Raw genomic sequence first — 22,251 nt, forward strand, 5'->3', positions numbered from 1 at the left:
TCTCCCCACGGTCCGGTACGGCGGGAGACTAGAACACGTTCCATTCCGAGGGAAGATCCGGGGCGGTCGGATGTGGGGATAGATGTAATGAGAAGGTCAAGAATTCGTTAGCGGCTCGAAGCAACGGAATAGTTGCCTGGGCGCACGGGGTTCACCCTGCACCTACTTACTTACCTACCCACCTGTCCCATGCCTCTGGAGGCCGCACGTAATGACCCGGACAACGACGGATCCGCGCACCCGAAAGCCGAGCGGCAGCGGAATCGTCCCGGTACTGGCCTTCGCGGGCATCGTTGTCGCGGTGATGCAGACCCTGCTCGTGCCGGTCATCAAGGACCTGCCGGAGCTGCTGGGCACCTCCCCCGGCAACGCCACCTGGGTCATGACGTCGACCCTGCTCGCGGGCGCCGTGTCCACGCCGATCATGGGCCGCCTCGGTGACCTCTACGGCAAGCGGCGCATGCTGATAGCGAGCCTCGCCGTGATGGTCGTGGGCTCGCTCGTCGCCGGACTCACCAGCGAACTGCTCGTGATGATCGTCGGCCGCGCCCTCCAGGGCTTCGCGATGGGCGCCATCCCGCTCGGCATCGGTCTGATGCGCGACGGGCTGCCGCGGGAGAAGCTCGGCTCGGCGATGGCCCTGATGAGCTCCTCGATCGGCGTCGGCGGCGGACTCGCGCTGCCGGCCGCGGCCCTGGTGGCGCAGCACGCCGACTGGCACGCGCTGTTCTTCGGCTCGGCGGTCCTCGGCGTCGTCTCGATCGTGCTCACCCTGATCTTCGTACCCGAGTCGCCGATGCGTGCCGTGGGCACCTTCGACGTCGCGGGCGCGCTCGGACTGTCCGCCGGCCTTGTCCTCTTCCTCCTGCCGATCACGAAGGGCAGCGACTGGGGCTGGACGTCCGCCACGACGCTCGGCCTGTTCGGTGCCGCGGCCACCGTCCTCCTCCTGTGGGGCGTGATGGAGCTGCGCCTCAAGGCTCCGCTGGTCGACCTGCGCACCACGGCCCGCCCTGCCGTCCTCTTCACCAACCTCGCCTCGATCATGGTCGGGGTCGCCTTCTACGCCGTCTCCCTCGTCCTGCCCCAGCTGCTCCAGCTGCCCGCGTCGACCGGTTACGGCCTCGGCCAGTCCATGGTCGTGGCGGGTCTGTGCGTGGCGCCGCTCGGCCTGACCATGATGTTCACGGCGCCGGTGTACGCCCGTATCTCCGCCAAGTACGGTCCCAAAGTCACCCTGATGATCGGCATGCTGATCATCGCGATCGGGTACGGCGCCGGGCTCGGCCTGATGAGCGCCGCCTGGCAGACCATCATCATCGCGGTGGTCCTGGGCGCGGGCATCGGTCTCGCGTACTCCTCGCTGCCCGCGCTGATCATCGGCGCCGTGCCGGCCTCGGAGACGGGTGCGGCCAACGGGCTCAACACGTTGATGCGCTCGATCGGCACGTCCGTGTCGAGTGCCGTGATCGGCATGGTCCTGGCGAACACCGCGAACCAGGTGGGCGGTGTCGCGGTTCCCACGATGCACGGCTTCCGGGTGTCGTTCATGATCGCTACGGGTGCGGTGCTGCTCGGGCTGGTGTTCGCGGCGTTCCTGCCGGGGCGGCGCGCGGCGGCGAACCCGGCGAAGCCGCATCTGGTCGCTTCCAGCGACCCTCTGCCCGAGTCCGAGTCCGAGTCCGAGTCCGAGTCCGAGTCGACGAACCTTGCACCGGCCGGGTTCCGTGGCCGTGTCCTCGCCTCCGACGGTGAGCCGGTCGCGCGGGCCAAGGTCACGCTGATCGACCGGCGGGGGCGGCAGGCGGGGGCTACGCTGTCCGCGCCCGACGGCGGCTATGCGCTCGCCGTGCCTGCGGCAGGTGCGTACGTCCTGGCCGTCACGGCGGGCAGCCACGGCCCGCTGGCGTCCGGGGCGAGCCACCCCGGCGACGACCGATCGATCGAGGTGGACCTCGCGCTTCCGGGCGCCGCGGTACTGGCATAGCGCGCAGCGCCCGCCCGTAAGGGGAGCGGGGTACGGCGTGGCCGGCCGGCCACGCCGTACGTGCAGCCACGATCGGGCCGGCCCGGCGGGGCAGCCCGAAGGGCGCCTTTCAGGGGCGCGGGGAACTGCGCGCTCAGCCACAACGGACCCGCATACAAAGACAAAGCGCAGCAAGCCCAGGGCAGGTCGTCGGGTGCAGGCATCTCGTGGCTGGCCGCGCCGTTCCCCGCGCCCCTGGAAGCGCCCCGCCGGGCAAGTCGTCAGGTGCAGGCACCTCGTGGCCGGCCGCGCCGTTCCCCGCGCCCCCAAGAAGGCCGACCGCCGGGTGCAGGCACCTCGTGGCCAGCCGCGCCGTTCCCCGCGCCCCTCGAAGCGCCCCGCCAGGCAAGTCGTCAGGTGCAGGCACGTCGTGGTTGGCCGCGCCGTTCCCCGCGCCCCTGGAAGCGCCCCGCCGGGCAAGTCGTCAGGTGCAGGCACCTCGTGGCCGGCCGCGCCGTTCCCCGCGCCCCTGGAAGCGCCCCGCCAGGCAAGTCGTCAGGTGCAGGCACCTCGTGGTCGGCCGTGTCGTTCCCCGCGGCCCCTCGCGGGGTGCTGTCGCGGGCGTACGGCACGATGGCGGGCACGCATACCGTGTACGTGAAGACCTGGAGGAACTCCATGCCCCCGGCACCCGCGCCCGAAGCACTCGCCGCGTTCGAGGGGGCCAAGGGGTTCATGCCCGTGAGGGAAGGGCTCGCCCTGTACGGGGCCGCCGTTGCCGCGGGACGGCTCGGTCTGCCCCTGCTGGAGGTCGGCACGTACTGCGGCCGTTCCACGATCCTGCTCGCCGACGCGGCCCGCGAGGCCGGTGTCACGGCGATCACCGTCGACCACCACCGCGGCAGCGAGGAGCAGCAGCCCGGCTGGGAGTACCACGACCCCTCCACGGTCGACCCGGAGCTCGGCCGCATGGACACCCTGCCGACCTTCCGCCGTACGCTCCACAGGGCCGGCCTTGAGGACCACGTGGTCGCGGTCGTCGGCCGCTCCCCGCAGATCGCCGCCTTCTGGAACTCCCCCCTCGGACTCGTCTTCATCGACGGCGGCCACACCGACGAGCACGCGAGCGGCGACTACGAGGGCTGGGCGCCCCATGTCGCCGAGGGCGGCCTGCTGCTCATCCACGATGTGTTCCCGGATCCGCTGGACGAGTTCACGGGGCAGGCGCCGTACCGCGTGTATCTGCGGGCGCTGGAGTCCGGCGCGTTCACGGAGGTCTCGGCGACGGACTCCCTGCGAGTGCTGCGCCGTACGGGCACGGGGATCTGAGCGAGAGCCACCCCGGCCCCCTCCCGGCCCCTCCCGGCCCCTCCCGGCCCCTCCCGGCCCGCACACCGGCCGGTCGACCCGTAAGGTGTTGGCCGTGTCATACGTAGGCCCGGACTTCGAACCCCCACGCCCCTCGCGTCACCCCCTGCGCGGCCCCCTGACCGTCGCCGTCGCCGCGCTCGTACCGGGGGCCCTGGTGGGCTGGCTGGTGTGGCAGGCCGTGGGCGACTCCGACGGGGACGGACCGGCGGCCGCACAGACGTCCGCCTCGGAGGGCGCGTCCGCGAGCGCGTCCGAATTGCCGGGCCCTTCGGACGACAGCAAGGAACAGACCGGCGGCGGCACCGGCCAGTCGGGCGACGGCCAGTCGGGCGGCAGCGAGGAGTCCGGCTCCTCGGCCCCCGCCCCCGCCGGCTCCGGGCCCCTCCAGGGCAAGGTCGTCGTCATCGACCCCGGTCACAACCCGGGCAACTTCCGGCACCCGTCCGACATCAACCGCAAGGTGAACATCGGGACGAACTGGAAGGAGTGCGACACGACGGGTACGTCGACCAACGCCGGTTACACAGAAGCCGAGTTCACCCTCGACGTCTCGCACCGGCTGCGCACGATCCTCAAGAAGGAGGGCGCCACGGTGAAGTTCACCCAGGACGGCGACCGCGCCTGGGGCCCGTGCGTGGACGAACGGGCCGAGATCGGCAACAAGGCCGAGGCGGACGCCGTCGTGTCGATCCACGCGGACGGTTCGGCGGCCGGCAACCGCGGTTTCCATGTGATCCTGCCGGGCTCGGTGCACTCCGGTGCCGCCGACACCCGCCCCATCGTGGCCTCGTCCCGCGCGCTGGGTGAACGCATCGCCGGCGGCTTCCTGCGCACCACCGGCGGCCCGCCCTCCAACTACATCGGTGACGGCACCGGCCTCGATGTGCGCGAAGACCTCGGCGGTCTCAATCTGTCAACGGTTCCGAAGGTGTTCATCGAGTGCGGCAACATGCGCGACGCCAAGGACTCCTCGCAGCTGACCAGCGGCGCCTGGCGGCAGAAGGCGGCGCAGGGAATCTCTGAGGGAATCGTGAGTTTCCTGCGCGGGTAGCGATCAGATAGCGATCAGAGGGGACATCCGGGCGGACACCGTTGTAGGGCGGGCGATAGTGTCCTCCCTACGATAAGGGGCCACCCCTTCGCCTCACACCACGACCGGACGACGACGTGGTGACGGCGACGCCTCTACCGATGACGAGACGACTGACGAAGGACCTGAAGTGAATATCCGCTCCCTCAGTCGAGGCGACGGCGTGGTGATCGGAGCAGCGGTTCTGCTGTTGATCGCGTCGTTCCTCGACATCTACTCGATCGACGGGGCCCCCGACAGCGCCGACATCCCGAACGCCTGGGGCAGTGGCCCGGTCCATCTGAGCGTCACCCTGGCCGGCATCATCGGCGCCGCGCTCATCGTCGTCGCCCGCGGCCTGCCGCAGGCGCCGAAGGTCGCCGGTCTCGACCTCGGCCCGTTCGGTGTCGCCTTCACGGTGTTCGCCGCCTGGAGCGCCCTCGGGAACATCTTCGACCCGGCCGGCGGCTTCGACAACAACAGTGGCAGTGACGCCATCGGCAGCGGCACCGGCCTCATCCTCAGCTTCATCGCCACCCTGGTGCTCGCCGGTGCCGCGATCGCCACCCCGCTGGTCCCTGCCCTCAAGGGCGCGCTCCTGCCGCCCCCGAAGCCGGCCGCCCCGCAGCCCTACGGCGGTCAGCCGCAGGGTGGCTACGGCTACCCGGGCGCCCAGCAGCAGCCGGGTCCGTCCTTCGGTGGCCAGCCCGGACAGCCCGGACAGCCCGGTCAGCCCCAGCAGGGCCAGCCGTACGGTGGCCAGCCCGGTCAGCCGCAGCCCGGTCAGCCCCAGCAGGCGCCGGCCCCGCAGGCGCAGCAGCCCGCCGGGGACTTCGCGCCGTTCTGGTTCGCGGTGCCGGTGGCCCGTCCGCTGTTCGCGGAGGACGGTTCGCCCACACCGATCGCCGAACTGGCGCCGGGCACGTGGTACTTGGCCGTCGAGCAGCGCGGTCCGAGCCTGGTGGCCCAGACGCAGGACGGCCGCCGCGGTGTGCTGCAGGACACGTCCGGGATCCAGCGCGGCTGACCCCGTCACCGCCGGTCCGTCACGGCCCTCCGCCCAGGGTGCTCTTCGGAGCTCTTCCGGGCGGAGGGCCGTTCCCGTACAGTCGGCCCGGCCAACTGGCATCTGACGGATCGTCAGGAGTGGTGTATGCGGCTCGGACTCGCCCTCGGTTACTGGGGTCGCGGCCCCTCGGCGGACCATGTGCCCCTCGCACTGGAGGCGGAACGGCTCGGTTACGACTCGGTGTGGACCGCCGAGTCCTGGGGCTCGGACGCCTTCACCCCGCTCACCTGGATCGCCGCACAGACCTCAAGGATCAAGCTGGGTACGGCGGTTGCCCAGATGGCGGCGCGCTCCCCCACCACGACGGCGATGCACGCGCTCACGCTCGACCATCTGTCGGGAGGGCGCGTGATGCTCGGCCTCGGGCTGTCAGGACCGCAGGTCGTCGAGGGCTGGTACGGGCGCCCGTTCCCGAAGTCACCGCTCACGGCGACCCGGGAGTACGTCGATGTCGTACGCCAGGTCCTGAGGCGCGAGGGCCCGGTCGAACTGGACGGCCGCTTCCACTCGCACCCGTACCGGGGCGCCGACGGCACGGGGCTGGGCAAGGCCCTCAAGCCCATCACGCACCCGCTCCGGCCCGAACTGCCCGTGCTGCTGGGGGCCGAGGGGCCGAAGAACATCGCCCAGACGGCGCGGATCGCGGACGGCTGGCTGCCGTTGTACTGGTCGCCGACGCGGACGGCTGTGTACGAGGCTTCGCTGGACGCGGCGCCCGAGGGTTTCCTTGTCGCTCCGATGGCCCGTGCGAAGGTCTGCGACGACGTCGCCGAGGGACTGCTGCCCGTGAAGGCGATGCTCGGCTTCTATATCGGGGGGATGGGGCACGCGGCCCGCAATTTCCATGCCGATCTGATGGCTCGGATGGGCTTCGAGGAGGAGGCCCGGCGGGTGCAGGAGTTGTTCCTGGCGGGGCGGCGGGAGGAGGCGGTGCTCGCCGTGCCGGACGCGTTCGCGGACGAGATCTCCCTGATCGGGCCGCGTGAACGGATCGCCGAACGGTTGGAGTTGTGGCGCAAGGGGCCGGTGACGGACCTGCTCCTCCTGTCACCCGACCCACACACGCTCCGAACACTGGCCGACCTGAACTGAACGGCGGAGCGCGCCGTCAGCGGAAAATGGCTATCGCCTCCAGCGTGACCTCGCGGGTGTCCTCCCGCCACCCGGTCATCTTGCCGAGGCAACGCGCCTGGAAGGTCCCGCCGTTGAGGCGCTCGTTGCGCAACCCACCGGCGGCGCACGTGACACGGACGTGAGCGGGCTGCCCGGGATCTCCGTACGGCGCCCGCAGCACGATCCCCTCCGCCGTCTCCGACTCCGCGCCCGGCTCGGACCCCGGCTCCACCAGGAAGCGGCCGCGCACCGAGACGAACTCCTCGATGTCGCTGAGCGCGACACCGCCCCGCCCGGCGTCGGGGCCGAGCGCCTCGGCGAGCGCGCGGTTCGGGGTGACGTCCCCGGTGCGCAGGTCCGCGTGGACGATGACGTCGGCCCGCTCGAAGGCGTCCAGAAGCATCCCGATCACGGAGATCGGCTCGCTCTTGGCCACATAGCTGCTGAACTTCTCCTGCGTGACGTCCCGGCTGGCCTTGACGGTCCACGGCAGCAGCCTGCCCCACAGCCCCACGCTGGTGTTGACGTTGGTGCGGTGCTCGACGGCCTGTTCCAGCGCCGCGCTGTAGTTGCCGATCCGGTAGAGGTCCATCACCGCCTTCTCGTCCAGGTAGAAACAGACGCTGTACGCGGACCGCTGCCCCACGCTCCGCCGTCCGCGTCCGCGTTCACGCACGTGCCGCACCAGCACGGCACCGAGCGTCACCAGACCTGCGGCGGTGACGAGCCACACCGTCATCCACGCCCACCACACACCCCACCACTGCGCGTCAACGACAGCCACGGATCTCCTTGAACGCCTCGGAAAGGGACGATCCCCGCGCGTCCGCGTCCACCATGCGACCGCCCGTCCTCGCGGCGGCGCGCCGAAGGGCCACGGCGTCCGCATCCCCGAAGTGCACGGGGTAGGTGTGGACGGCGGCACGGGTCTCGGCGGGCCGCGCCTCGTAACGGCGTACGAACTCCTCGTACGCGATGCCCGCGTTGTTCTCGCCGTCCGTCATCAGCACGACGGACACCGGCCGTTCGGGTTCGTCGGCCCTCGCGGAGGAGGCCGTACGGTAGCCGTGGTCGAGCGCGGTCCAGACGGCGGTCGCGTCGCCGTAGCCGCCGCGTGCGACGACGTCGGCGAGGGTGCGGAGGTCCCGCGGCCCGCGGACCGTGACGGTCCGCTCCTCCAGGACCCGCTCGCCGAACCGTACGACGGTCAGCCGTTCGCCCTGGTAGAAGCGGGCGAAGGCGCCCGTCGCCGAGGAGTCCGCGCCGCTGAGGTCGGCGAAGGCCTCGCGCAGCTCCGCCATGCGTTCCCCACGCATCGAGCCGGAGAAGTCGAGCAGGAAGACGATCTGGTCCGCGACGCGGTGGCCGGGATCTCCGTAGTCGTCGAGGAGGCGCTCCAAGACGTCCGGCCGGTCGGGGAAGTAGAGCGCGTTGCCGACCGGTGTCCGTAGTCGTCCCTCCCTGGTGACCGACGGGTTCACCGGGCGCCGCAGTGCCGTCCGCATGATCTTCCGCTGTACGGAGTCCTGCCTGAGCCACTCCACAACCTTTTCGTAGGCGGCCCGACGGCCCCGGTCGAGGAGGAGCAGCGGGAAGTCGGCGAGGACCGTGCCGTCCTTGGGGCGCACGATCTCCAGTTTCTCCTTCAGCCGGCCGCCGGAGTTGAGGGCGAGGAGGTCGGACTCGTAGGTGATGAGCGCGTTCGCCGTGCCGGGGTGGTCGACGAAGTCGTCGAGCAGGTCGCGGGTGGAGGCGGCGGTGATCCGCTGCCCGGAGCGGAAGCCGCGCAGACGGTCGCAGGAGACGTCGTCCTCGCGCAGGGCGCCGCCGGTGCCGGCCGCCGCGGTGGCGACGCCGACGAGTGCGGCGAGGCCGGTCCCCGTCCGCCGCGGGTCGGCCATGCCGAAGCGTACGGTGCCGGTGGCCGCGGCGTCGGCGAGGTCGGCCCAACTGAGGTCGTCGTCAGCCGACTTCGCGTGAAGTGCGCGTGCCGCGTCCGGGCGCAGGCCCACCACGACCGGCGAGAGCATGGTCGGGGTGCGCAGCAGCCCCCGGGCGGTGTCCTTGTGGCGCAGCTGGAAGGAGCGGTCGGTGGAGAGCCAGGCGGCCTCGTGGCCGCCACCGCCTTTTCCGTTGGCGGCCAGCGCCTCGCCGGTGTCGGCGTCGGCCTGGTAGTCCATCTCCAGTTCGACCCCGGTCTCGGACCGCAAATCGTCGAGCAGCGGCTCCAGTACGGCGAGATCGGGGCCGGCGAGGACGCGCAGGGTGGTCCGGTCCTCGTCGCCGCCGGAGCAGGCGCCGGTCATGGCCAGGGTGAGCGCCATGGTCAGACGCAGCGTCAGCACGCCCAGCGCGCGCCTCACTTGGCGCCCCCTTGCGACGGCTGCGCGGGCGGGCACTCGCCGACTGTCTGGATCATCCGTTCCAGCAGGGGCAGGCGGGGGAGGACGGCCTTGGTGTCGTCGGCCGAGGTGACCGGCACCTGGATACCGCGGTCCGCCAGGAAGGCCGCCAGCTGGTCGCTGGTCGAGTCGCTGGTGGCGTCCCGCACCCGGAAGCCCAACTCCATGGCTTTGTGCTGGAGTTCGGGGTCCTCGGTGACCAGTTCGCCGAGCCGTTCGCCGTCCTTGGTGAGGGCGACGAGCTGGGGTTCGGTGACGAACCGGGTCGAGGGGTAGAGCAGGAGGCGTCCGTTGTCCGGCGTGCCGTGCTCGGCCTCGTAGCGGATCTGGTGGGCCAGGAACTGGTGCTCGTAGATCACCGAGATCGGCGCGATGCTCTTGCCGTCCACGGACAGGTAGGTCTCGGCACGCTCGGAGCCCGGCAGTCCCTGTTCGATGAGCAGTTCCTTGATGTCCCGGGCGTGCCTGTCGGCGTCCTTGCCGTTGCCGGGGGCCTCGTTGCCGTGCCACACGAAGGAGACGAGGCCGAGGTAGGTGCCACCGGAGTTGGATTCGCAGACGTCAGAGGTCTGGGCGAGGATCTTGTTGCCGTTGTGGACGCCGTGCTTCTCGATGCCCAGGTCGTCCCATCGCCTGCCCTGCTTCGTCTGCTGCAGGAACTTGCCCATGTCGAGCGTGTAGTACAGCGGCTCGGAGGAGCCGTCGGCGGCACCGGCCGACTGGGGTCTGGCGATCTCCGCGTCGTGCAGCGTCTCGGCGTACTCCCGGTACGTGGCGAGGACGATGGGGCTGACGAAGGGCCGGTAGGTGAGGACGGGATGGCCGGCCTTCGCGCGCTGCCGTGTGATCAGGTCCGCGGCGGGCTGTCCGGAGGGGAAGACGACGTCGTACCCCGCGACGTCCTGCGTGGCGATGTCCCGGGAGCCCATGCGCGTGATGTGCACCCGGAAGCCGTGCTTCATGAGGATGCGCCGGACCCCGGGATTCTCGAAGAAGTCCCGCTTGGAGGCCATCTTCGCCTCGATGGTGACGATCCGGTCGAGCGGCAGCGTCAGATGGCCGGAGGCCAGGAGCAGGACGAGGCCGATGACGGGGACGGGCAGTGTGAGAGCCAGGGTGCGGCGCAGCCGGCTCCGAACGGGTCCGCCGACGGCGAGCCGGGGTTCCTCCGCGGGGCGCACCGGCCCGGTGGGTGGATCGGACCGGGCGGGTCTCGCGGACCGTGCGGGTCTTTCGGGGCTTGCGGGTCTCTCGGCTCTGTTCGCGGGCACCGGCGTCTCCCCCTACTGTGGGGCAGGATCGTCGGTGACTGCGCTGACCGCCGAACCACCTCACGGCGAACGGCAGTTGGAGACCAGGATAAAGGCTGACGAACCATCATGAGGAGAGTCGGGACACGAGCGTCATCCGGCTCTTCACCGCGCCGCGAGGTTTCATACGGGATTCAAGGGCTACTCGCATGACATGTCCTCTCGATATCGCAACGGTTCCCATTCAGCCGGCCGCGTAGTAGCCATCGTTGCCGACATCATGGCCTTCATTCTCGGCCTCTGGATCCTGATGTATCTCCTGGACGCCAACCAGGGCAATTCGTTCGTCCAGTTCATCCATGACTCCGCACGCTGGCTCGCCGGCTGGTCGCACGACCTGTTCACGTTCGACGAGCAGTGGGCACGGGTCGTCGCGGGCTACGGTCTCGCCGCCGTCGTCTACCTCTTCATCGGGCACGCGATAGCCAACCGCGTACGCAGCTGATCCTTATCCTGGCCGCGTACGCGGCTGGACCCCTACTGGCAGCAGTCGGGGTCCAGTCCGAACGGCAGGCGGTCGCCGCCGAAGACCGCGCAGGTCGGCTCGTCACCGCCCAGTGCGGCCACGGCGAGGAGCAGGGAGCCCGCCGTCCACGAGGTGAGTTCCTCCGGCCAGATCGCCCGTGAGTCGAAGACATAACCCGTCCAGTACAGGCCCGTCGCCGGGTCGCGCAGGTGCTGGATCGACTGCAGTATCTCCAGAGCGCGGTCGGACTCGCCCACGGCCCACAGGGCCAGGGCGAGTTCGGCCGATTCGCCGCCCGTCACCCACGGGTTGGGCACCACGCAGCGCACGCCGAGCCCCGGGACCACGAACCGGTCCCAGCCCCGCTCGATGCGCGCCTTCGCCTCGGTGCCCGTCAGAGCGCCGCCCAGCACCGGGTAGTACCAGTCCATCGAGTAGCGGTCCTTGTCGAGGAACCGCTCGGGGTGCCGGCGGATCGCGTGGCGCAGCGCGCCCACCGCCAACTCCCAGTCGGGCTGCGGCTCTTCGCGCTCCTCGGCGATGGCGAGCGCGCAGCGCAGCGCGTGGTGGACGGACGAACTCCCGGTCAGCAGCGCGTCCTCGACGGCCGTGCCGTCCTCCTCGCGCTTCCAGCCGATCTGCCCGCCCGGCCGCTGGAGTTCCAGGACGAACTCCACCGCCGCGATCACCGAGGGCCACATGCGGTCCAGGAAGGCGTCGTCGCCGGTCGCCAGGTAGTGGTGCCACACGCCGACGGCTATGTACGCGCAGAAGTTGGTCTCACGGCCGCGGTCGGTGACGTCGGCGGCGTCCCCGTCGGCGTAGGCCGCGTACCAGGAGCCGTCCTCGTTCTGGTGCCGGGCCAGCCACTCGTACGCCCGGGCGGCGGCCTCGTGCTCGCCGGCCGCGTCCAGGGCCATGGCGGCCTCGGTGTGGTCCCACGGGTCGAGATGGTGACCGCGGAACCACGGGATGGCACCGTCGGGGCGCTGTACGGCCAGGATGCCCCGGACGGTCTGCGCGGCCTCTTCCGCGGTGAGCACCCCGGTCAGGACGAGGTGTTCGGTGCGCGGAGTCGTCACGAAGCGTCCGTCTGGGCGGCGTCGCCGAGGGTGGCCACGGGCAGGTGCGGCTTGGTCGCGTACGCCACGAAGCTCTTGCCGATCAGCGGGTTGAGCGCCTGTTCGGCGACCCGGGTGGCGAGGGGCTTCTTCATGATGTCCCAGACGAGGAGCTTGTGGTACGCGCGCACCGGCAGCACCTTGTCGTTGTCGACGCCGAACGCGCACTTCAGCCACCAGTAGGGGCTGTGCAGGGCGTGGGCGTGGTGCGTGCCGTACGGCCGCAGGCCCGCCTCGCGGATCTTGCCAAGCAGTTCGTCCGCCTTGTAGATACGGATGTGGCCGCCCTCGACCTCGTGGTACGCGTCCGACAGCGACCAGCAGACCTTCTCGGGCCCGTAGCGCGGCACGGTGATCGCGATCCGCCCGCCGGGCCTGAGCACCCGGACCATCTCGGCGAGTACACCCTTGTCGTCGGGGATGTGTTCCATCACCTCGGAGATGATGACGACGTCGAACGACTCGTCGGGGAAGGGCAGTCGCAGCGCGTCGCCCTCCATCGCGGTGGCGGTGGCGCCCTCCGGTGCCTCGCCCGCCTCCTTCATCGCGGCGAACCACTTGGCGACCTCGCGGATCTCCTCGCCGTTCTGGTCCAGCGCGACGACCTGGGCGCCGCGCCGGTAGCACTCGAAGGCGTGGCGTCCCGCCCCGCACCCGAGATCCAGCACTCGGTCCCCCGGGGCAAGCGGAAACCGGGAGAAGTCGACGGTCAGCACGTGGTCCTGCTTTCGCGGTGAGGGGTGTCCACGGGGGTGGCGGCGGAGTCCGCCGGGGTCGCGGGGGCGGCGGACGCGGGGCCGGCGGGCGCGGGCGCCGCTGGGCCGGGCGCCGGGCCGACGGACGCGGGCGCCGCTGGGCCGGACGCCGGGCCGACGGACGCAGGCACCGCTGGGCCGGACGCCGGGCCGACGGACGCAGGCGCCGCTGGGCCGGACGCCGGGCCGACGGACGCAGGCGCCGCTGGGCCGGCCGCTGGGCCGGACGCCGGGCGGGACTGCGGGGCCGTCGCCGGGTGGTTTCGGTGGGAGGGCGTGGAGCGGGCCGTCTCCGCGATCGCCTCGCGGTAGCGCGCCACCGTGCCCTCCGCGGCGCGGGCCCAGGTGAACTTCTCCAGTACGCGTGCCCGCCCGGCCGAGCCGAGGCGCTCGCGCAGACCGGGGTCACCCAGCAGCCTGCTCAGGCCGGCGGCCAGCGCCCCCGCGTCGCCGGGCGGAACGGCCAGACAGGTCTCGCCGTCGGGGCCCGCGACCTCGGGGATGGCGCCGCCGGTGGTGGCCACCAGCGGCGTACCGGTGGCCATCGCCTCGGCGGCGGGCAGGGAGAACCCCTCGTACAGGGAGGGCACGCAGGCGACCTCGGCGGACCGGACGAGGTCGACGAGTTCCGCGTCCGAGATGCCCTTCACGAACTCGACGGCGTCTTCCAGCCCGTACCGCTCGATGAGCTGGGCGACCGGCCCGTCCTCGGCCCGTCGGCCGACGACGACGAGGTGGGCGGCGGGGTGCTCGGTGCGGACCTTGGCGAGCGCCTCGACAAGGAAGACGAGGCCCTTGAGCGGAACGTCCGCGCTGGAGGTCGTGACGATCCGGCCCGGCACCTTCGGCACGGACGGATCGGGCGAGAAGAGGTCGGCGTCGGCGCCGATGTGGACGACGTGGATCCGCTCGTCGCGTACGCCGAGATGGTCGACGATCTCCTGGCGGGACGTGCCGGAGACGGTGAGCACGGACGGCAGCCGGCGCGCGACGCGCTTCTGCATGCGCGTGAAGGCGTACCAGCGCCGCACGGACGCCCGTTTGCGGCGGCTCCCGGCGGCGTCCAGCTCCAACTGCCGGTCCACGGTGATGGGATGGTGGATGGTGGTGACCAGCGGCGCACCCACGTCCCCCAGCAACCCGTACCCCAGCGTCTGGTTGTCGTGCACGACGTCGAAGTCGCCGCGCCGGGCCCGCAGATGGCGGCGGGCACGCAGTGAGAACGTCAGCGGCTCGGGGAAGCCCCCGGTCCACATCGTGCCGACCTCGACGGCGTCGATCCAGTCGCGGAACTCGTCGCGCCCGGGGGTACGAAAGGGGTCGGGGGAGCGGTACAGGTCGAGACTGGGCAGCTCGGTGAGGGAGAGCCCGTCCAGGCCCTCGCCCTCGTCGAGCACCGGGTAGGGCTGCGAGCCGATCACCTCGACGTGGTGGCCCAGCCGGGCGAGCTCGCGCGAGAGGTGACGTACGTAGACACCCTGGCCGCCGCAGAACGGGTTCCCCTTATAGGTGAGGAGCGCGATGCGCAGCGGTCGGTCGGCGTCGGCGGCCGAGCCCGCGTGGAGGCCTGCCTCCACGGCCTCATGGGTCACTCTCGGCCCCCTTCTTCCAGCACGTTCCCGCGAGATTACTTCGGGACGGTAATCTAGAACAAGTTTCAGACTTGATCGTTCAGGGAGCATTGAATCTACCGGCAGGTAGCCCTCCTGTGAGCGGTGGATCGGGTGATTCACGCCACGGCGGGACCTCTGCTCTGCTGTAACCCGACCCGCCCCCGCCCACCCACCGCCCTCTGTCGCACGAACGTCACGGAACGGGATCCATGCCTGCGGAAGCCAAGACTGCGGCGAAGGCCGCGCAGCCGCCCGTACGGGCCGCGCAGCCGGTCACTCCCCCGCTCACCGAGCGCCAGGAGGCGCGACGACGGCGGATCCTGCACGCGAGCGCGCAGCTGGCGAGCCGGGGCGGCTTCGACGCGGTACAGATGCGGGAGGTCGCGGAGTCGTCCCAGGTGGCCCTGGGCACGCTCTACCGCTACTTCCCGTCGAAGGTGCATCTGCTGGTCGCGACCATGCAGGACCAGCTGGCCCGTATGCACGGCACGCTCCGCAAGAAGCCGCCGTCGGGGGACACGGCGGCGGAGCGGGTGGCGGAGACGCTGATGCGGGCGTTCCGCGCGCTGCAGCGCGAGCCGCATCTCGCGGACGCGATGGTCCGCGCGCTCACGTTCGCCGACCGCAGCGTCAGCCCGGAGGTCGACCAGGTCTCCCGCCAGACCACGGTGATCATCCTCGACGCCATGGGCCTCGACGATCCGACCCCCGCCCAGCTCTCCGCCGTCCGCGTGATCGAGCACACCTGGCACTCGGCCCTGATCACCTGGCTCTCCGGCCGCGCCTCGATCGCCCAGGTCAAGATCGACATCGAGACGGTGTGCCGCCTGATCGACCTGCCGGAGGTCAGGGAGAGGGGGTAGTCGTCACGGAGGAGCAGTCGAGTCGCATAGCGGAGAGGGTGAACAGCGGGGCGCCGGGGTTCTCCGCGGACGGGGCACTCAGGAAGACGTACATGCCCCAGTTCGCCCTCGTCAGGAACCAGGTGACGCCACCGTCCTCCGGTTTGCGGAACACCTGCTCCCAGCCTCTGCCCTTGAGATCGGCCACCACCTTCGAGACGGCGGCAGCCTTCGGCTCGCCGTCCGTGCGCACGGTGGCGATCACCCTGCACCGGGCGGGCGTCCCGCCGTCGTCGACACCGTCGAAGCCGCCGGCGGCGACCACCACCCGTATGTTCCGCCACACCGTGGCGCGACTCAGGCGCGTCTCCTCCGCCGGAGAGGCGGACGCGGAACCGCCCTTCGACCGGGGCGACTTGGCACCGCCGTCACCGGTTCCGGCGCCGCACCCCGCCAGTAGTACGGCCGCCACCGCGGCACCCGCCGTCAGCGCCACTGCACGCATCGCCGCCCCCTGTACGACACCCCCGGGCCAGGCGCCCGGGGCAGTGACACGGAGTTTCCCACAGACCTCCTGAGTCACTCACCTGAGGGGGACTCAGATGCCCCGGGCGGCCGGAGCCGGCTCACTCATCGGGCGGAAACACCGTCTCCCCGCCACCCAGCAGGGTGATCATGATCGCCTCCACGGGGCACCCCTCCGCCGCCTCCAGGATCTTCTCGTTGGCGTCCGTCCCGGCGACCGTGGGGTGGGACTGCATGGCGGAGTCGAGGTGGAAGGCGGTCGGGGCGAGATGCGTGCACTGGGCCGACCCGATGCAGAGCGAACGGTCGACCTCCACATGCCAGCGGTCGCCCATCCTCAGACCTCCCAGCCGGCCGGCAGATGGATCATCTTGTGCTCCAGGTATTCGCCGTAGCCCTCGGGCCCGAACTCCCGCCCCAGCCCCGAGTTCTTGTAGCCGCCGAACGGGCCGAGCATGTCGAGACTGAAGGTGTTCACGGAGTACGTGCCGGTACGCACCCGCCGGGCCACGTCGATGCCCCGCGCCACATCACCCGTCCACACGCTCCCGCTCAGCCCGTAGTCGGAGTCGTTGGCGATCTTCACCGCCTCCGCCTCGTCCCCGTACGGGAGTAGGCAGATCACCGGGCCGAAGATCTCCTCGCGGGCGATCCGCATGGAGTTGTCGACGCCGCCGAAGAGCGTCGGCTCGACGTACCAGCCCCGGTCCAGACCGGCCGGGCGACCGCCGCCGGCGAGGATCTTGGCGCCCTCCTCCTGGCCGATGCGGATGTAGTCGAGGTTGCGCTGCTGCTGCCGCCGCGCGACCAGCGGGCCGACCTGGGTCGCGGGGTCCAGCGGGTCGCCGACCACCAGTGCGTTCGCCGCCGCCGTGAACGCCTCCGCGAACTCGTCGTAGCGCGAGCGCGGCAGCAGGATGCGGGTCTGGGCGACACACGCCTGGCCGTTGTTCATCCAGGCCGCCGAGACGATGCCCGGCACCGAGGTCTCGATGTCCGCGTCCGGCAGGACCACGGCCGCCGACTTCCCGCCCAGTTCCAGGGTCACGCGGGTGAGGTTGCGCGAGGCGACCTCCATGACGCGCCGCCCCGCCTCGACCGACCCCGTGAAGGAGACCTTGTCGATGCCGGGATGCCCGACGAGGTACTCACTCACCTCGCGGTCCGCGGGCAGGATCGACAGGACCCCCTCCGGCAGCCCGGCCTCCTTGGCGATCTCGCCGAGTATGTACGCGTCCAGCGGCGACTCGGGCGACGGCTTGAGGACGACCGTGCAGCCGGTCAGCAGGGCGGGCGCGAGTTTGGCCGCCGCCACGAACTGCGGCACGTTCCAGGGGACGACGGCCGCGACGACCCCGACCGGCTCGCGCCGTACGAGGATCTTCCCGAGCACTCCGTCGCGCGTCTCCTCGTACGTGAAGCCCCGTGCGACCGTGATCGCCGCGTCCCACACCATCATCGCGCCGAGCGCCTGCGCGAGGACGCTCCAGGAGTACGGGGAGCCGTTCTCGGAGGAGATGACCCGGGCGATCTCCTCGTGCCGTACGGCGATCGCGTCCTTGATCCGGGTGACCACCTCGATGCGCTCGTCGAGGGACATCCGCGGCCAGGGCCCTTCGTCGAAGGCGGTGCGCGCCGCCGCGACGGCCCGGTCGACGTCCTCCCGCGAGGCGTGCGGCACCCGGCCGATGACCTCCTCGGTGTGCGGGGAGACCACCTCGATGACGTCCCGGCCGCTGGGAGCGGTCAGCTCGCCGCCGATGAACAGCTGTGCGTGTTCCACGAGTTCGGTCATGACCGACTGCCTCTCCGAGGACATTCACTGACGGTGCGTACCTGACGGTGCGTTCCTGGCGGTGCGTACCTGGCGGTAGGTTCCTGACGGTGCATCAGACACTGAAACTGATACCAGTTCCACTTGGAGGAGTCCACGGAGCGCACAGCACTCCCATTGGAACCGGTTCTAGTTATAGTGGCCGGGAGTCGGGAGTCGGCGACAGGGGAGCCCATGCCACAGGTGACCGATCACGGCGGGGGCGTACGGTCCGTCGAGGTCCCCATCCCGGACAACCCTCTCGGGAACACGCTCGTGTACGTCGTGGACACCGACCGCGGACCGGTGCTGATCGACACGGGCTGGGACGATCCGGCCTCCTGGGACGCGCTCACCGAGGGGCTCCTCACCTGCGGGACGGCCGTCGCGGAGATCCACGGCGTGGTGATCACCCACCACCACCCGGACCACCACGGCCTGTCGGCCAAGGTGCGCGAGGCGTCGGGCGCGTGGGTGGCCATGCACGCCGCCGACATCGCCATCGTGCGGCGGACCCGCGAGACCAGGCCCGGCCGCTGGTTCACGTACATGGCGGACAAGCTGACCGCCGCGGGCGCGCCCGAGGAGCATGTGGCACCGCTGCGCACCGCCCGCTCGCGGCTCCCCGGCCTCTCCCCCGCGCTCCCCGACCGGGAGATCGTCCCCGGCGAACTCCTGGACCTCGCCGGCCGGCACCTGCGCGCGGTCTGGACCCCGGGCCACACACCCGGCCATGTCTGCCTCCACCTGGAGGAGGACCACCCAGCCCGACTGCCGGGCAACGGGCGGCTGTTCTCCGGCGACCACCTCCTGCCGAGGATCACCCCGCACATCGGGCTGTACGAGGACCCGGACGACGACAGCGAGCCCGATCCGCTCGGCGACTACCTCGACTCCCTGGAGCGGATCGGGAGCCTCGGCCCGGCCGAGGTGCTCCCGGCCCATCTGCACGCCTTCACCGACGCCCCCTCCCGCGTACGGGAGTTGCTGGACCACCACGAGGAACGCCTCACGGGCCTCCTCGACCTTCTCTCCACCCCGCTCACCGTGTGGCAGGTCGCCCGGCGGATGGAGTGGAACCGCCCTTGGGCCGACATCCCGTACGGCTCCAGGAACATCGCCGTCTCGGAGGCGGAGGCCCATCTGCGCCGCCTGGTGAAACTGGGCCGCGCGGAGCCGGTACCGGGCAGCGACCCGGTGACGTACAGAGCGGTTTGACGGAACGTCAGCTGCCGTCGGCGTCCTCCACCGCGTAGGCGATGCCCCGCTCGTACGACATGGCCAGCCCCTCCGCGTACGCCCGCGTGTAGGCCTCGGCGCCGATCTTCTCCTGGACCAGATCCTCACAGGCGCGGCGGGCGGACATCAGGTCCGGTGACTGCAGCTGGGCGCTGCCGAGGCGTTCCCAGATGCGCTGGCCGACCGCGAGGAGCCGGGCCGCGCGCTGCCCGTCACCGGTCGCCACCACCGCCGAGGCCAGGATGTCGAGGGTGTGGGCGACACCGAGCGTGCTGTTCAGCAGTGAGTGCGCCACGACGGCCGTACGGGCGTTGCGCGCCGCCGCGGCCGGGTCGCCCTCGGCCAGGTCGATGTGGGCGACGAAGCAGTCGGCGAAGGCGCCCGCCCAGCGCTCGCCGCGCCGCACGCTCTCCGCGCGGACCTCGTCGGCGACCGCCCTGGCGCCGGCCAGGTCCCCGCGCAGCAGGTGCGTCATCGAGAGCGCGAGCCGCACCTGGAGCTGCGCGGAGCCCAGCCAGTCGTCGCGGACCGGAAGCAGGTCGGCCGCGGCCAGGACCACCAGCGCCTCGCCGAGCCGCCCGCGCAGGAGCAGATGCCCGCCGGTGACGTAGGCGGCGCCGACGACCGCCACCGCGTCGCCCTGGTCCACGGCCGCCGCCGTACATACCGCCGCCCAGCGTTCGGCGCTGTCCAGGTCGCCCTGCAGGAGGGCGACCGCGGCCCTCGCCCACAGGGCCCGTACGAGGTCGGGACCGGGCGCCGGATCGGCGGTGAGCACCTGGTCGAGACAGTGCTGCGCGTCCCGCAGATATCCGCAGTGGCGCCACAGGAAGCCCATGTCGGCCGCCGAGCGCAGGGCGGTGGGGCGGTCGCGTTCGGACAGCGCGCAGTCCATGGCGGTACGGAGATTGGCGTGTTCGGCGATCACGCGCTCGCACCACAGCAGCTGGCGGCCGGTGTTCCACTCCGTGCAACCGACGCGCGCGAGGCTGCGGTAGTGGTCGAGGTGACGCAGCCGCAGGGTCCGCTCCTCACCGAGTGCGCGCAGCCACTCGGCCCCGAAATCCCGCACGCTGTCGAGCAGTTGGAAGCGCCGCGCGTCCGTGCGGTGGCGCAGCACGATCGACTGCTCGACGAGCCGTTCGAGCAGGGCCGCGATCCGTCCGGCGGGCAGGGGGCCGCCCGAGCAGACGTCCTCGGCGGCGGCCAGGTCGAAGCCGCCGGTGAACACGGAGAGCCTCGCCCACAGCAACCTCTCGACAGGGGCGCACAGTTCATGGCTCCAGCCGATGGCCGTGCGCAGTGTGCGGTGCCGCAGCGGACCCTCGTCGGGTTCCGCCGCGAGGAGGTCGAGCGGGGACGGCAGCCGCTCGCCGAGCCGTTCGTCGAGTGCGCCCAGGGAGAGTTCGCCGAGGCGGGCGGCGGCCAGTTCGATGGCCAGTGGGATGCCGTCCAGCCGGCGGCAGACGGCGGCGGCCGGGCCGGCCGAGTCCTCGTCGAGCACGAAACCGGGACACGCCTCGGCGGCCCGCTGGGCGAACAGGTCGAGCGCGTCACCCGGCCGCCCTTCCTGGCCGCCGGGATCTTCTCCGTCTCCCACCGGCAGCGGGTCGATCTCCACACGGAGCTCGGACGGATGGCCGAGGTGCTCCCGGCCGGTGGCCAGGAACCGCACGCCGGGCGCGGCGGGCAGCAGGGCGCGGACGAGGTCGGCGCAGTCGGGGAGCACGTGTTCGCAGGAGTCGAGGACGATCAGCGCCTCCTTGTCCGCCAGCCAGTCGGCGAGCACCTCGGTCACCGGGGACGTCGACTGGTCGGCGAGCCGCAACGCCTCCACGACGGCGAAGCCCACCAGGCCCTGGGCGCGCAGTGGCGAGAGTTCCACGAACCAGACGCCGTCCGGGTACCGGTGCGAGGCGCGGCGGGCGGCGTTCAGGGCCAGCCGGGTCTTGCCGACGCCGCCGGTCCCGACGAGCGTCACCAGGCGTCGTCCGTGCCCTCCGTCCGTCGGATCCAGCAGCTCGTCGAGCCGGGCCAGTTCCCGTCGTCGGCCGACGAAGCTCCGGGTCTCCGGCGGCAGGTTCCCCGGCCACCTCCCGGCCGTCGTGTTCTGCGGCACGGCAACGCCCCTCCCCGCACGGTTCCCTGCACGGCAGTTCCCTGCACGGCATACGAGCGAGCCCCGCGGGATCGCGCAACCCGGCCAGTGTGACGCGGCCGGCGGGCCACTTCGAACCGCTCCCCCGACCCGCGGACGAACTCGGTCCCACGCCGTCACTTCCGGGCACATTGCGTCGAGATCCGATCAACTGCCCGTCGTCGCGGGAGCGGAAGGGGATATTCGGAGACCGTCGCGCGAAGACCGTCGTGAGGGGCGGAGAAGGGGCGGAGCGAGCGGATGACCCGCGACAGCAAGGAGACGCGACTCGGCCGATGGCTGCGCCTACGCGACTTCGGCGCGCCTCCCCGGTCCGGCACGTCCGGCGACCTCCGCAAGCTCTCCGAGGGCCGCCTCCTCGCGCCTTCGGCGATCTGCGTGCTCATCGCAGGCCCCGCGCTCCTGCTGGACCAGATCTCGCCCGCCGTCACCCTCACGCAACTGCTGTTCGGTTGCGGGCTCACCGTGCACGCCGTGCGGCAGCGGGACAGGCTCCTCGCCCGGCTCGCCGAGGCGCGCGAGGTCGCGCGGATCACCCAGGAGGCCATCCTGCGGCCGCTCTCCCGGAACCTCGCCGGCACGCACGTCTCCACGCGCTACCACTGCGCCGTGCGCGAGTCGACGCTCGGCGGAGACCTGTACGACGTCGCCGTGACGCCCTTCGGCCTGCGGGTCCTCGTCGGTGACGTGCGCGGACACGGCCTGGAGGCCGTCCGGCTGACCGCCGAGACGGTGGCCGGCTTCCGCGAACTCGCCTACACCGTGCCGGACCTGCCGTCCCTCGCGTCCGGCCTCGACGAACGTCTCGCGCCGGACCTGGGCCCGGAGGACTTCGTCACCGCGCTTCTCGCGGAGTTCGCACCGGGCGAGGTCCGGCTGGTCAACTGCGGTCATCCCGCGCCGCTGCGCTCCGGACAGCGAGTCGAACTGCTCGAACCCGCGGTCGCCGCACTCCCGTTGGGGCTACGTCCCGACCCCCTCCAGTACCGCGTACGCCTCCAGCCGGGTGACCGCCTCCTCCTCTACACCGACGGTCTGACGGAAGCACGCGCTCCCGACGGCACGCTCTTCCCCTTCCTCACGGAAGCTACCCACGCCCTACGGGACCCCCTCCCCGACGAGGCCCTGAACACCCTGTACACCCGCCTCCTCACCCACACGATCACACCCCCCACGGACGACCTGGCCCTGATCCTCTGCCAGCCCACCCACCTCCCTACCCCGGCCCGCCAGAAAGCCCCGTAAGGGGCGCGGGGAACTGCGCGAACAGCCCCCGCCGGCCCGCACCCGCATTCCTACGGGCCGGTACAGTGAGCAGGTCGTCATCACACCCGTACGGGGGGAAGCCGGTGCAAATCCGGCGCTGACCCGCAGCCGTGTGCCGCCCCTCTTCACCGGGCGGCAAGCCGGATTGCCTCG

At 71.5% G+C, this 22,251-nt stretch carries 19 protein-coding genes and 1 riboswitch; of the genes, 9 read left to right on the top strand and 10 right to left on the bottom strand.

Annotation, left to right across the window (positions count from 1 at the left end; all coding sequences use genetic code 11):
- Positions 1–211: 211 nt before the first annotated feature.
- The 5 genes from ACIOKD_RS31075 to ACIOKD_RS31095 all read left to right on the top strand — a co-directional run bounded on the left by ACIOKD_RS31075 (position 212) and on the right by ACIOKD_RS31095 (position 6,567).
- The gene (locus ACIOKD_RS31075) at positions 212–1,987 is read left to right on the top strand and encodes an MFS transporter (protein WP_402090582.1); all 1,776 of its coding nucleotides are present in this window, start codon (positions 212–214) and stop codon (positions 1,985–1,987) included.
- A 657-nt stretch (positions 1,988–2,644) separates the two neighbouring features.
- Positions 2,645–3,295: a class I SAM-dependent methyltransferase gene (locus ACIOKD_RS31080; RefSeq protein ID WP_402090584.1), complete on the top strand. Its 651-nt coding sequence runs from the start codon at positions 2,645–2,647 to the stop codon at positions 3,293–3,295.
- Between the two features lie 94 nt (positions 3,296–3,389).
- Complete coding sequence (locus ACIOKD_RS31085) at positions 3,390–4,388, top strand: N-acetylmuramoyl-L-alanine amidase (RefSeq protein WP_402090586.1); 999 nt, start codon at positions 3,390–3,392, stop codon at positions 4,386–4,388.
- 169 nt (positions 4,389–4,557) lie between these two features.
- Positions 4,558–5,433, top strand: a complete 876-nt coding sequence (locus ACIOKD_RS31090; RefSeq protein WP_402090588.1) for a hypothetical protein — start codon at positions 4,558–4,560, stop codon at positions 5,431–5,433.
- A 126-nt stretch (positions 5,434–5,559) separates the two neighbouring features.
- On the top strand, positions 5,560–6,567 hold the full coding sequence (locus ACIOKD_RS31095) for an LLM class F420-dependent oxidoreductase (protein ID WP_402090590.1): 1,008 nt from the start codon (positions 5,560–5,562) through the stop codon (positions 6,565–6,567).
- Positions 6,568–6,583: 16 nt separating this feature from the next.
- Here ACIOKD_RS31095 and ACIOKD_RS31100 read toward each other — a convergent pair whose 3' ends face one another.
- The 3 genes from ACIOKD_RS31100 to ACIOKD_RS31110 are packed head-to-tail and all read right to left on the bottom strand — an operon-like array spanning position 6,584 to position 10,171.
- Positions 6,584–7,372 carry a hypothetical protein gene (locus ACIOKD_RS31100; RefSeq protein WP_402090592.1) on the bottom strand — a complete coding sequence of 263 codons (789 nt, stop codon included), beginning with the start codon at positions 7,370–7,372 and terminating at the stop codon, positions 6,584–6,586.
- The gene (locus ACIOKD_RS31105; RefSeq protein WP_402090594.1) at positions 7,359–8,951 is read right to left on the bottom strand and encodes a substrate-binding domain-containing protein; all 1,593 of its coding nucleotides are present in this window, start codon (positions 8,949–8,951) and stop codon (positions 7,359–7,361) included. Before ACIOKD_RS31105 ends, ACIOKD_RS31100 begins: the two co-directional genes overlap by 14 nt.
- A complete protein-coding gene (locus ACIOKD_RS31110) occupies positions 8,948–10,171 on the bottom strand; it encodes a hypothetical protein (protein ID WP_402090596.1) in 1,224 nt (407 codons plus the stop codon). Before ACIOKD_RS31110 ends, ACIOKD_RS31105 begins: the two co-directional genes overlap by 4 nt.
- A 283-nt stretch (positions 10,172–10,454) precedes the next feature.
- Between ACIOKD_RS31110 and ACIOKD_RS31115 the strand changes: the two genes are divergently transcribed.
- The gene (locus ACIOKD_RS31115; RefSeq protein WP_248779391.1) at positions 10,455–10,745 is read left to right on the top strand and encodes a hypothetical protein; all 291 of its coding nucleotides are present in this window, start codon (positions 10,455–10,457) and stop codon (positions 10,743–10,745) included.
- Between the two features lie 32 nt (positions 10,746–10,777).
- On the opposite strand, the gene ACIOKD_RS31120 is transcribed toward ACIOKD_RS31115, so the two are convergent.
- Genes ACIOKD_RS31120 through ACIOKD_RS31130 form a run of 3 tightly spaced genes read right to left on the bottom strand, consistent with a single transcriptional unit; the run spans position 10,778 to position 14,234 of the window.
- Positions 10,778–11,848, bottom strand: a complete 1,071-nt coding sequence (locus tag ACIOKD_RS31120) for a prenyltransferase/squalene oxidase repeat-containing protein (RefSeq protein WP_402090598.1) — start codon at positions 11,846–11,848, stop codon at positions 10,778–10,780.
- The gene (locus ACIOKD_RS31125; RefSeq protein WP_402090600.1) at positions 11,845–12,603 is read right to left on the bottom strand and encodes a class I SAM-dependent methyltransferase; all 759 of its coding nucleotides are present in this window, start codon (positions 12,601–12,603) and stop codon (positions 11,845–11,847) included. Before ACIOKD_RS31125 ends, ACIOKD_RS31120 begins: the two co-directional genes overlap by 4 nt.
- Entirely contained in the window at positions 12,597–14,234 is a 1,638-nt protein-coding gene (locus ACIOKD_RS31130) for a glycosyltransferase family 4 protein (protein WP_402090602.1), read from the bottom strand. The genes ACIOKD_RS31125 and ACIOKD_RS31130 overlap by 7 nt, the downstream gene beginning before the upstream one ends.
- Positions 14,235–14,464: 230 nt before the next feature.
- Between ACIOKD_RS31130 and ACIOKD_RS31135 the strand changes: the two genes are divergently transcribed.
- Positions 14,465–15,118 (top strand): TetR family transcriptional regulator, encoded by a 654-nt coding sequence (locus ACIOKD_RS31135; RefSeq protein ID WP_402090604.1) that lies wholly within the window; start codon positions 14,465–14,467, stop codon positions 15,116–15,118.
- Here the strand turns inward: ACIOKD_RS31135 and ACIOKD_RS31140 are convergent.
- From ACIOKD_RS31140 to ACIOKD_RS31150, 3 genes are all read right to left on the bottom strand, one after another.
- Positions 15,102–15,602, bottom strand: a complete 501-nt coding sequence (locus tag ACIOKD_RS31140) for a hypothetical protein (RefSeq protein ID WP_402090606.1) — start codon at positions 15,600–15,602, stop codon at positions 15,102–15,104. The two genes, ACIOKD_RS31135 and ACIOKD_RS31140, sit on opposite strands and share 17 nt — an antisense overlap.
- A gap of 121 nt (positions 15,603–15,723) precedes the next feature.
- Positions 15,724–15,957, bottom strand: a complete 234-nt coding sequence (locus ACIOKD_RS31145; RefSeq protein WP_402090608.1) for a ferredoxin — start codon at positions 15,955–15,957, stop codon at positions 15,724–15,726.
- 2 nt (positions 15,958–15,959) lie between these two features.
- Positions 15,960–17,417: an aldehyde dehydrogenase gene (locus ACIOKD_RS31150; protein ID WP_402090857.1), complete on the bottom strand. Its 1,458-nt coding sequence runs from the start codon at positions 17,415–17,417 to the stop codon at positions 15,960–15,962.
- A 213-nt stretch (positions 17,418–17,630) separates the two neighbouring features.
- Between ACIOKD_RS31150 and ACIOKD_RS31155 the strand changes: the two genes are divergently transcribed.
- Positions 17,631–18,653 (top strand): MBL fold metallo-hydrolase, encoded by a 1,023-nt coding sequence (locus ACIOKD_RS31155; RefSeq protein WP_402090610.1) that lies wholly within the window; start codon positions 17,631–17,633, stop codon positions 18,651–18,653.
- 7 nt (positions 18,654–18,660) lie between these two features.
- Here the strand turns inward: ACIOKD_RS31155 and ACIOKD_RS31160 are convergent, their stop codons facing one another.
- The gene (locus tag ACIOKD_RS31160; RefSeq protein WP_402090612.1) at positions 18,661–20,793 is read right to left on the bottom strand and encodes an ATP-binding protein; all 2,133 of its coding nucleotides are present in this window, start codon (positions 20,791–20,793) and stop codon (positions 18,661–18,663) included.
- A gap of 279 nt (positions 20,794–21,072) precedes the next feature.
- Here ACIOKD_RS31160 and ACIOKD_RS31165 point away from each other — a divergent pair, with 279 nt between their 5' ends.
- Entirely contained in the window at positions 21,073–22,077 is a 1,005-nt protein-coding gene (locus ACIOKD_RS31165; RefSeq protein ID WP_402090614.1) for a PP2C family protein-serine/threonine phosphatase, read from the top strand.
- A gap of 95 nt (positions 22,078–22,172) precedes the next feature.
- Positions 22,173–22,248: riboswitch (cobalamin riboswitch) on the top strand.
- The last annotated feature ends 3 nt before the right edge of the window (positions 22,249–22,251 follow it).

It is taken from the genome of Streptomyces sp. NPDC087844, assembly GCF_044742785.1.
In the GTDB taxonomy this organism is placed as follows: Bacteria; Actinomycetota; Actinomycetes; order Streptomycetales; family Streptomycetaceae; genus Streptomyces.

Excerpts from the sequence above, each read along its gene's own strand:
- ACIOKD_RS31150 (WP_402090857.1), bottom strand. The coding sequence starts at position 17,417 with ATGACCGAACTCGTGGAACACGCACAGCTGTTCATCGGCGGCGAGCTG.
- ACIOKD_RS31080 (WP_402090584.1), top strand. The coding sequence starts at position 2,645 with ATGCCCCCGGCACCCGCGCCCGAAGCACTCGCCGCGTTCGAGGGGGCC.
- ACIOKD_RS31135 (WP_402090604.1), top strand. The coding sequence starts at position 14,465 with ATGCCTGCGGAAGCCAAGACTGCGGCGAAGGCCGCGCAGCCGCCCGTA.
- ACIOKD_RS31115 (WP_248779391.1), top strand. The coding sequence starts at position 10,455 with ATGTCCTCTCGATATCGCAACGGTTCCCATTCAGCCGGCCGCGTAGTA.
- ACIOKD_RS31165 (WP_402090614.1), top strand. The coding sequence starts at position 21,073 with ATGACCCGCGACAGCAAGGAGACGCGACTCGGCCGATGGCTGCGCCTA.
- ACIOKD_RS31140 (WP_402090606.1), bottom strand. The coding sequence starts at position 15,602 with ATGCGTGCAGTGGCGCTGACGGCGGGTGCCGCGGTGGCGGCCGTACTA.
- ACIOKD_RS31155 (WP_402090610.1), top strand. The coding sequence starts at position 17,631 with ATGCCACAGGTGACCGATCACGGCGGGGGCGTACGGTCCGTCGAGGTC.
- ACIOKD_RS31095 (WP_402090590.1), top strand. The coding sequence starts at position 5,560 with ATGCGGCTCGGACTCGCCCTCGGTTACTGGGGTCGCGGCCCCTCGGCG.
- ACIOKD_RS31075 (WP_402090582.1), top strand. The coding sequence starts at position 212 with ATGACCCGGACAACGACGGATCCGCGCACCCGAAAGCCGAGCGGCAGC.
- ACIOKD_RS31145 (WP_402090608.1), bottom strand. The coding sequence starts at position 15,957 with ATGGGCGACCGCTGGCATGTGGAGGTCGACCGTTCGCTCTGCATCGGG.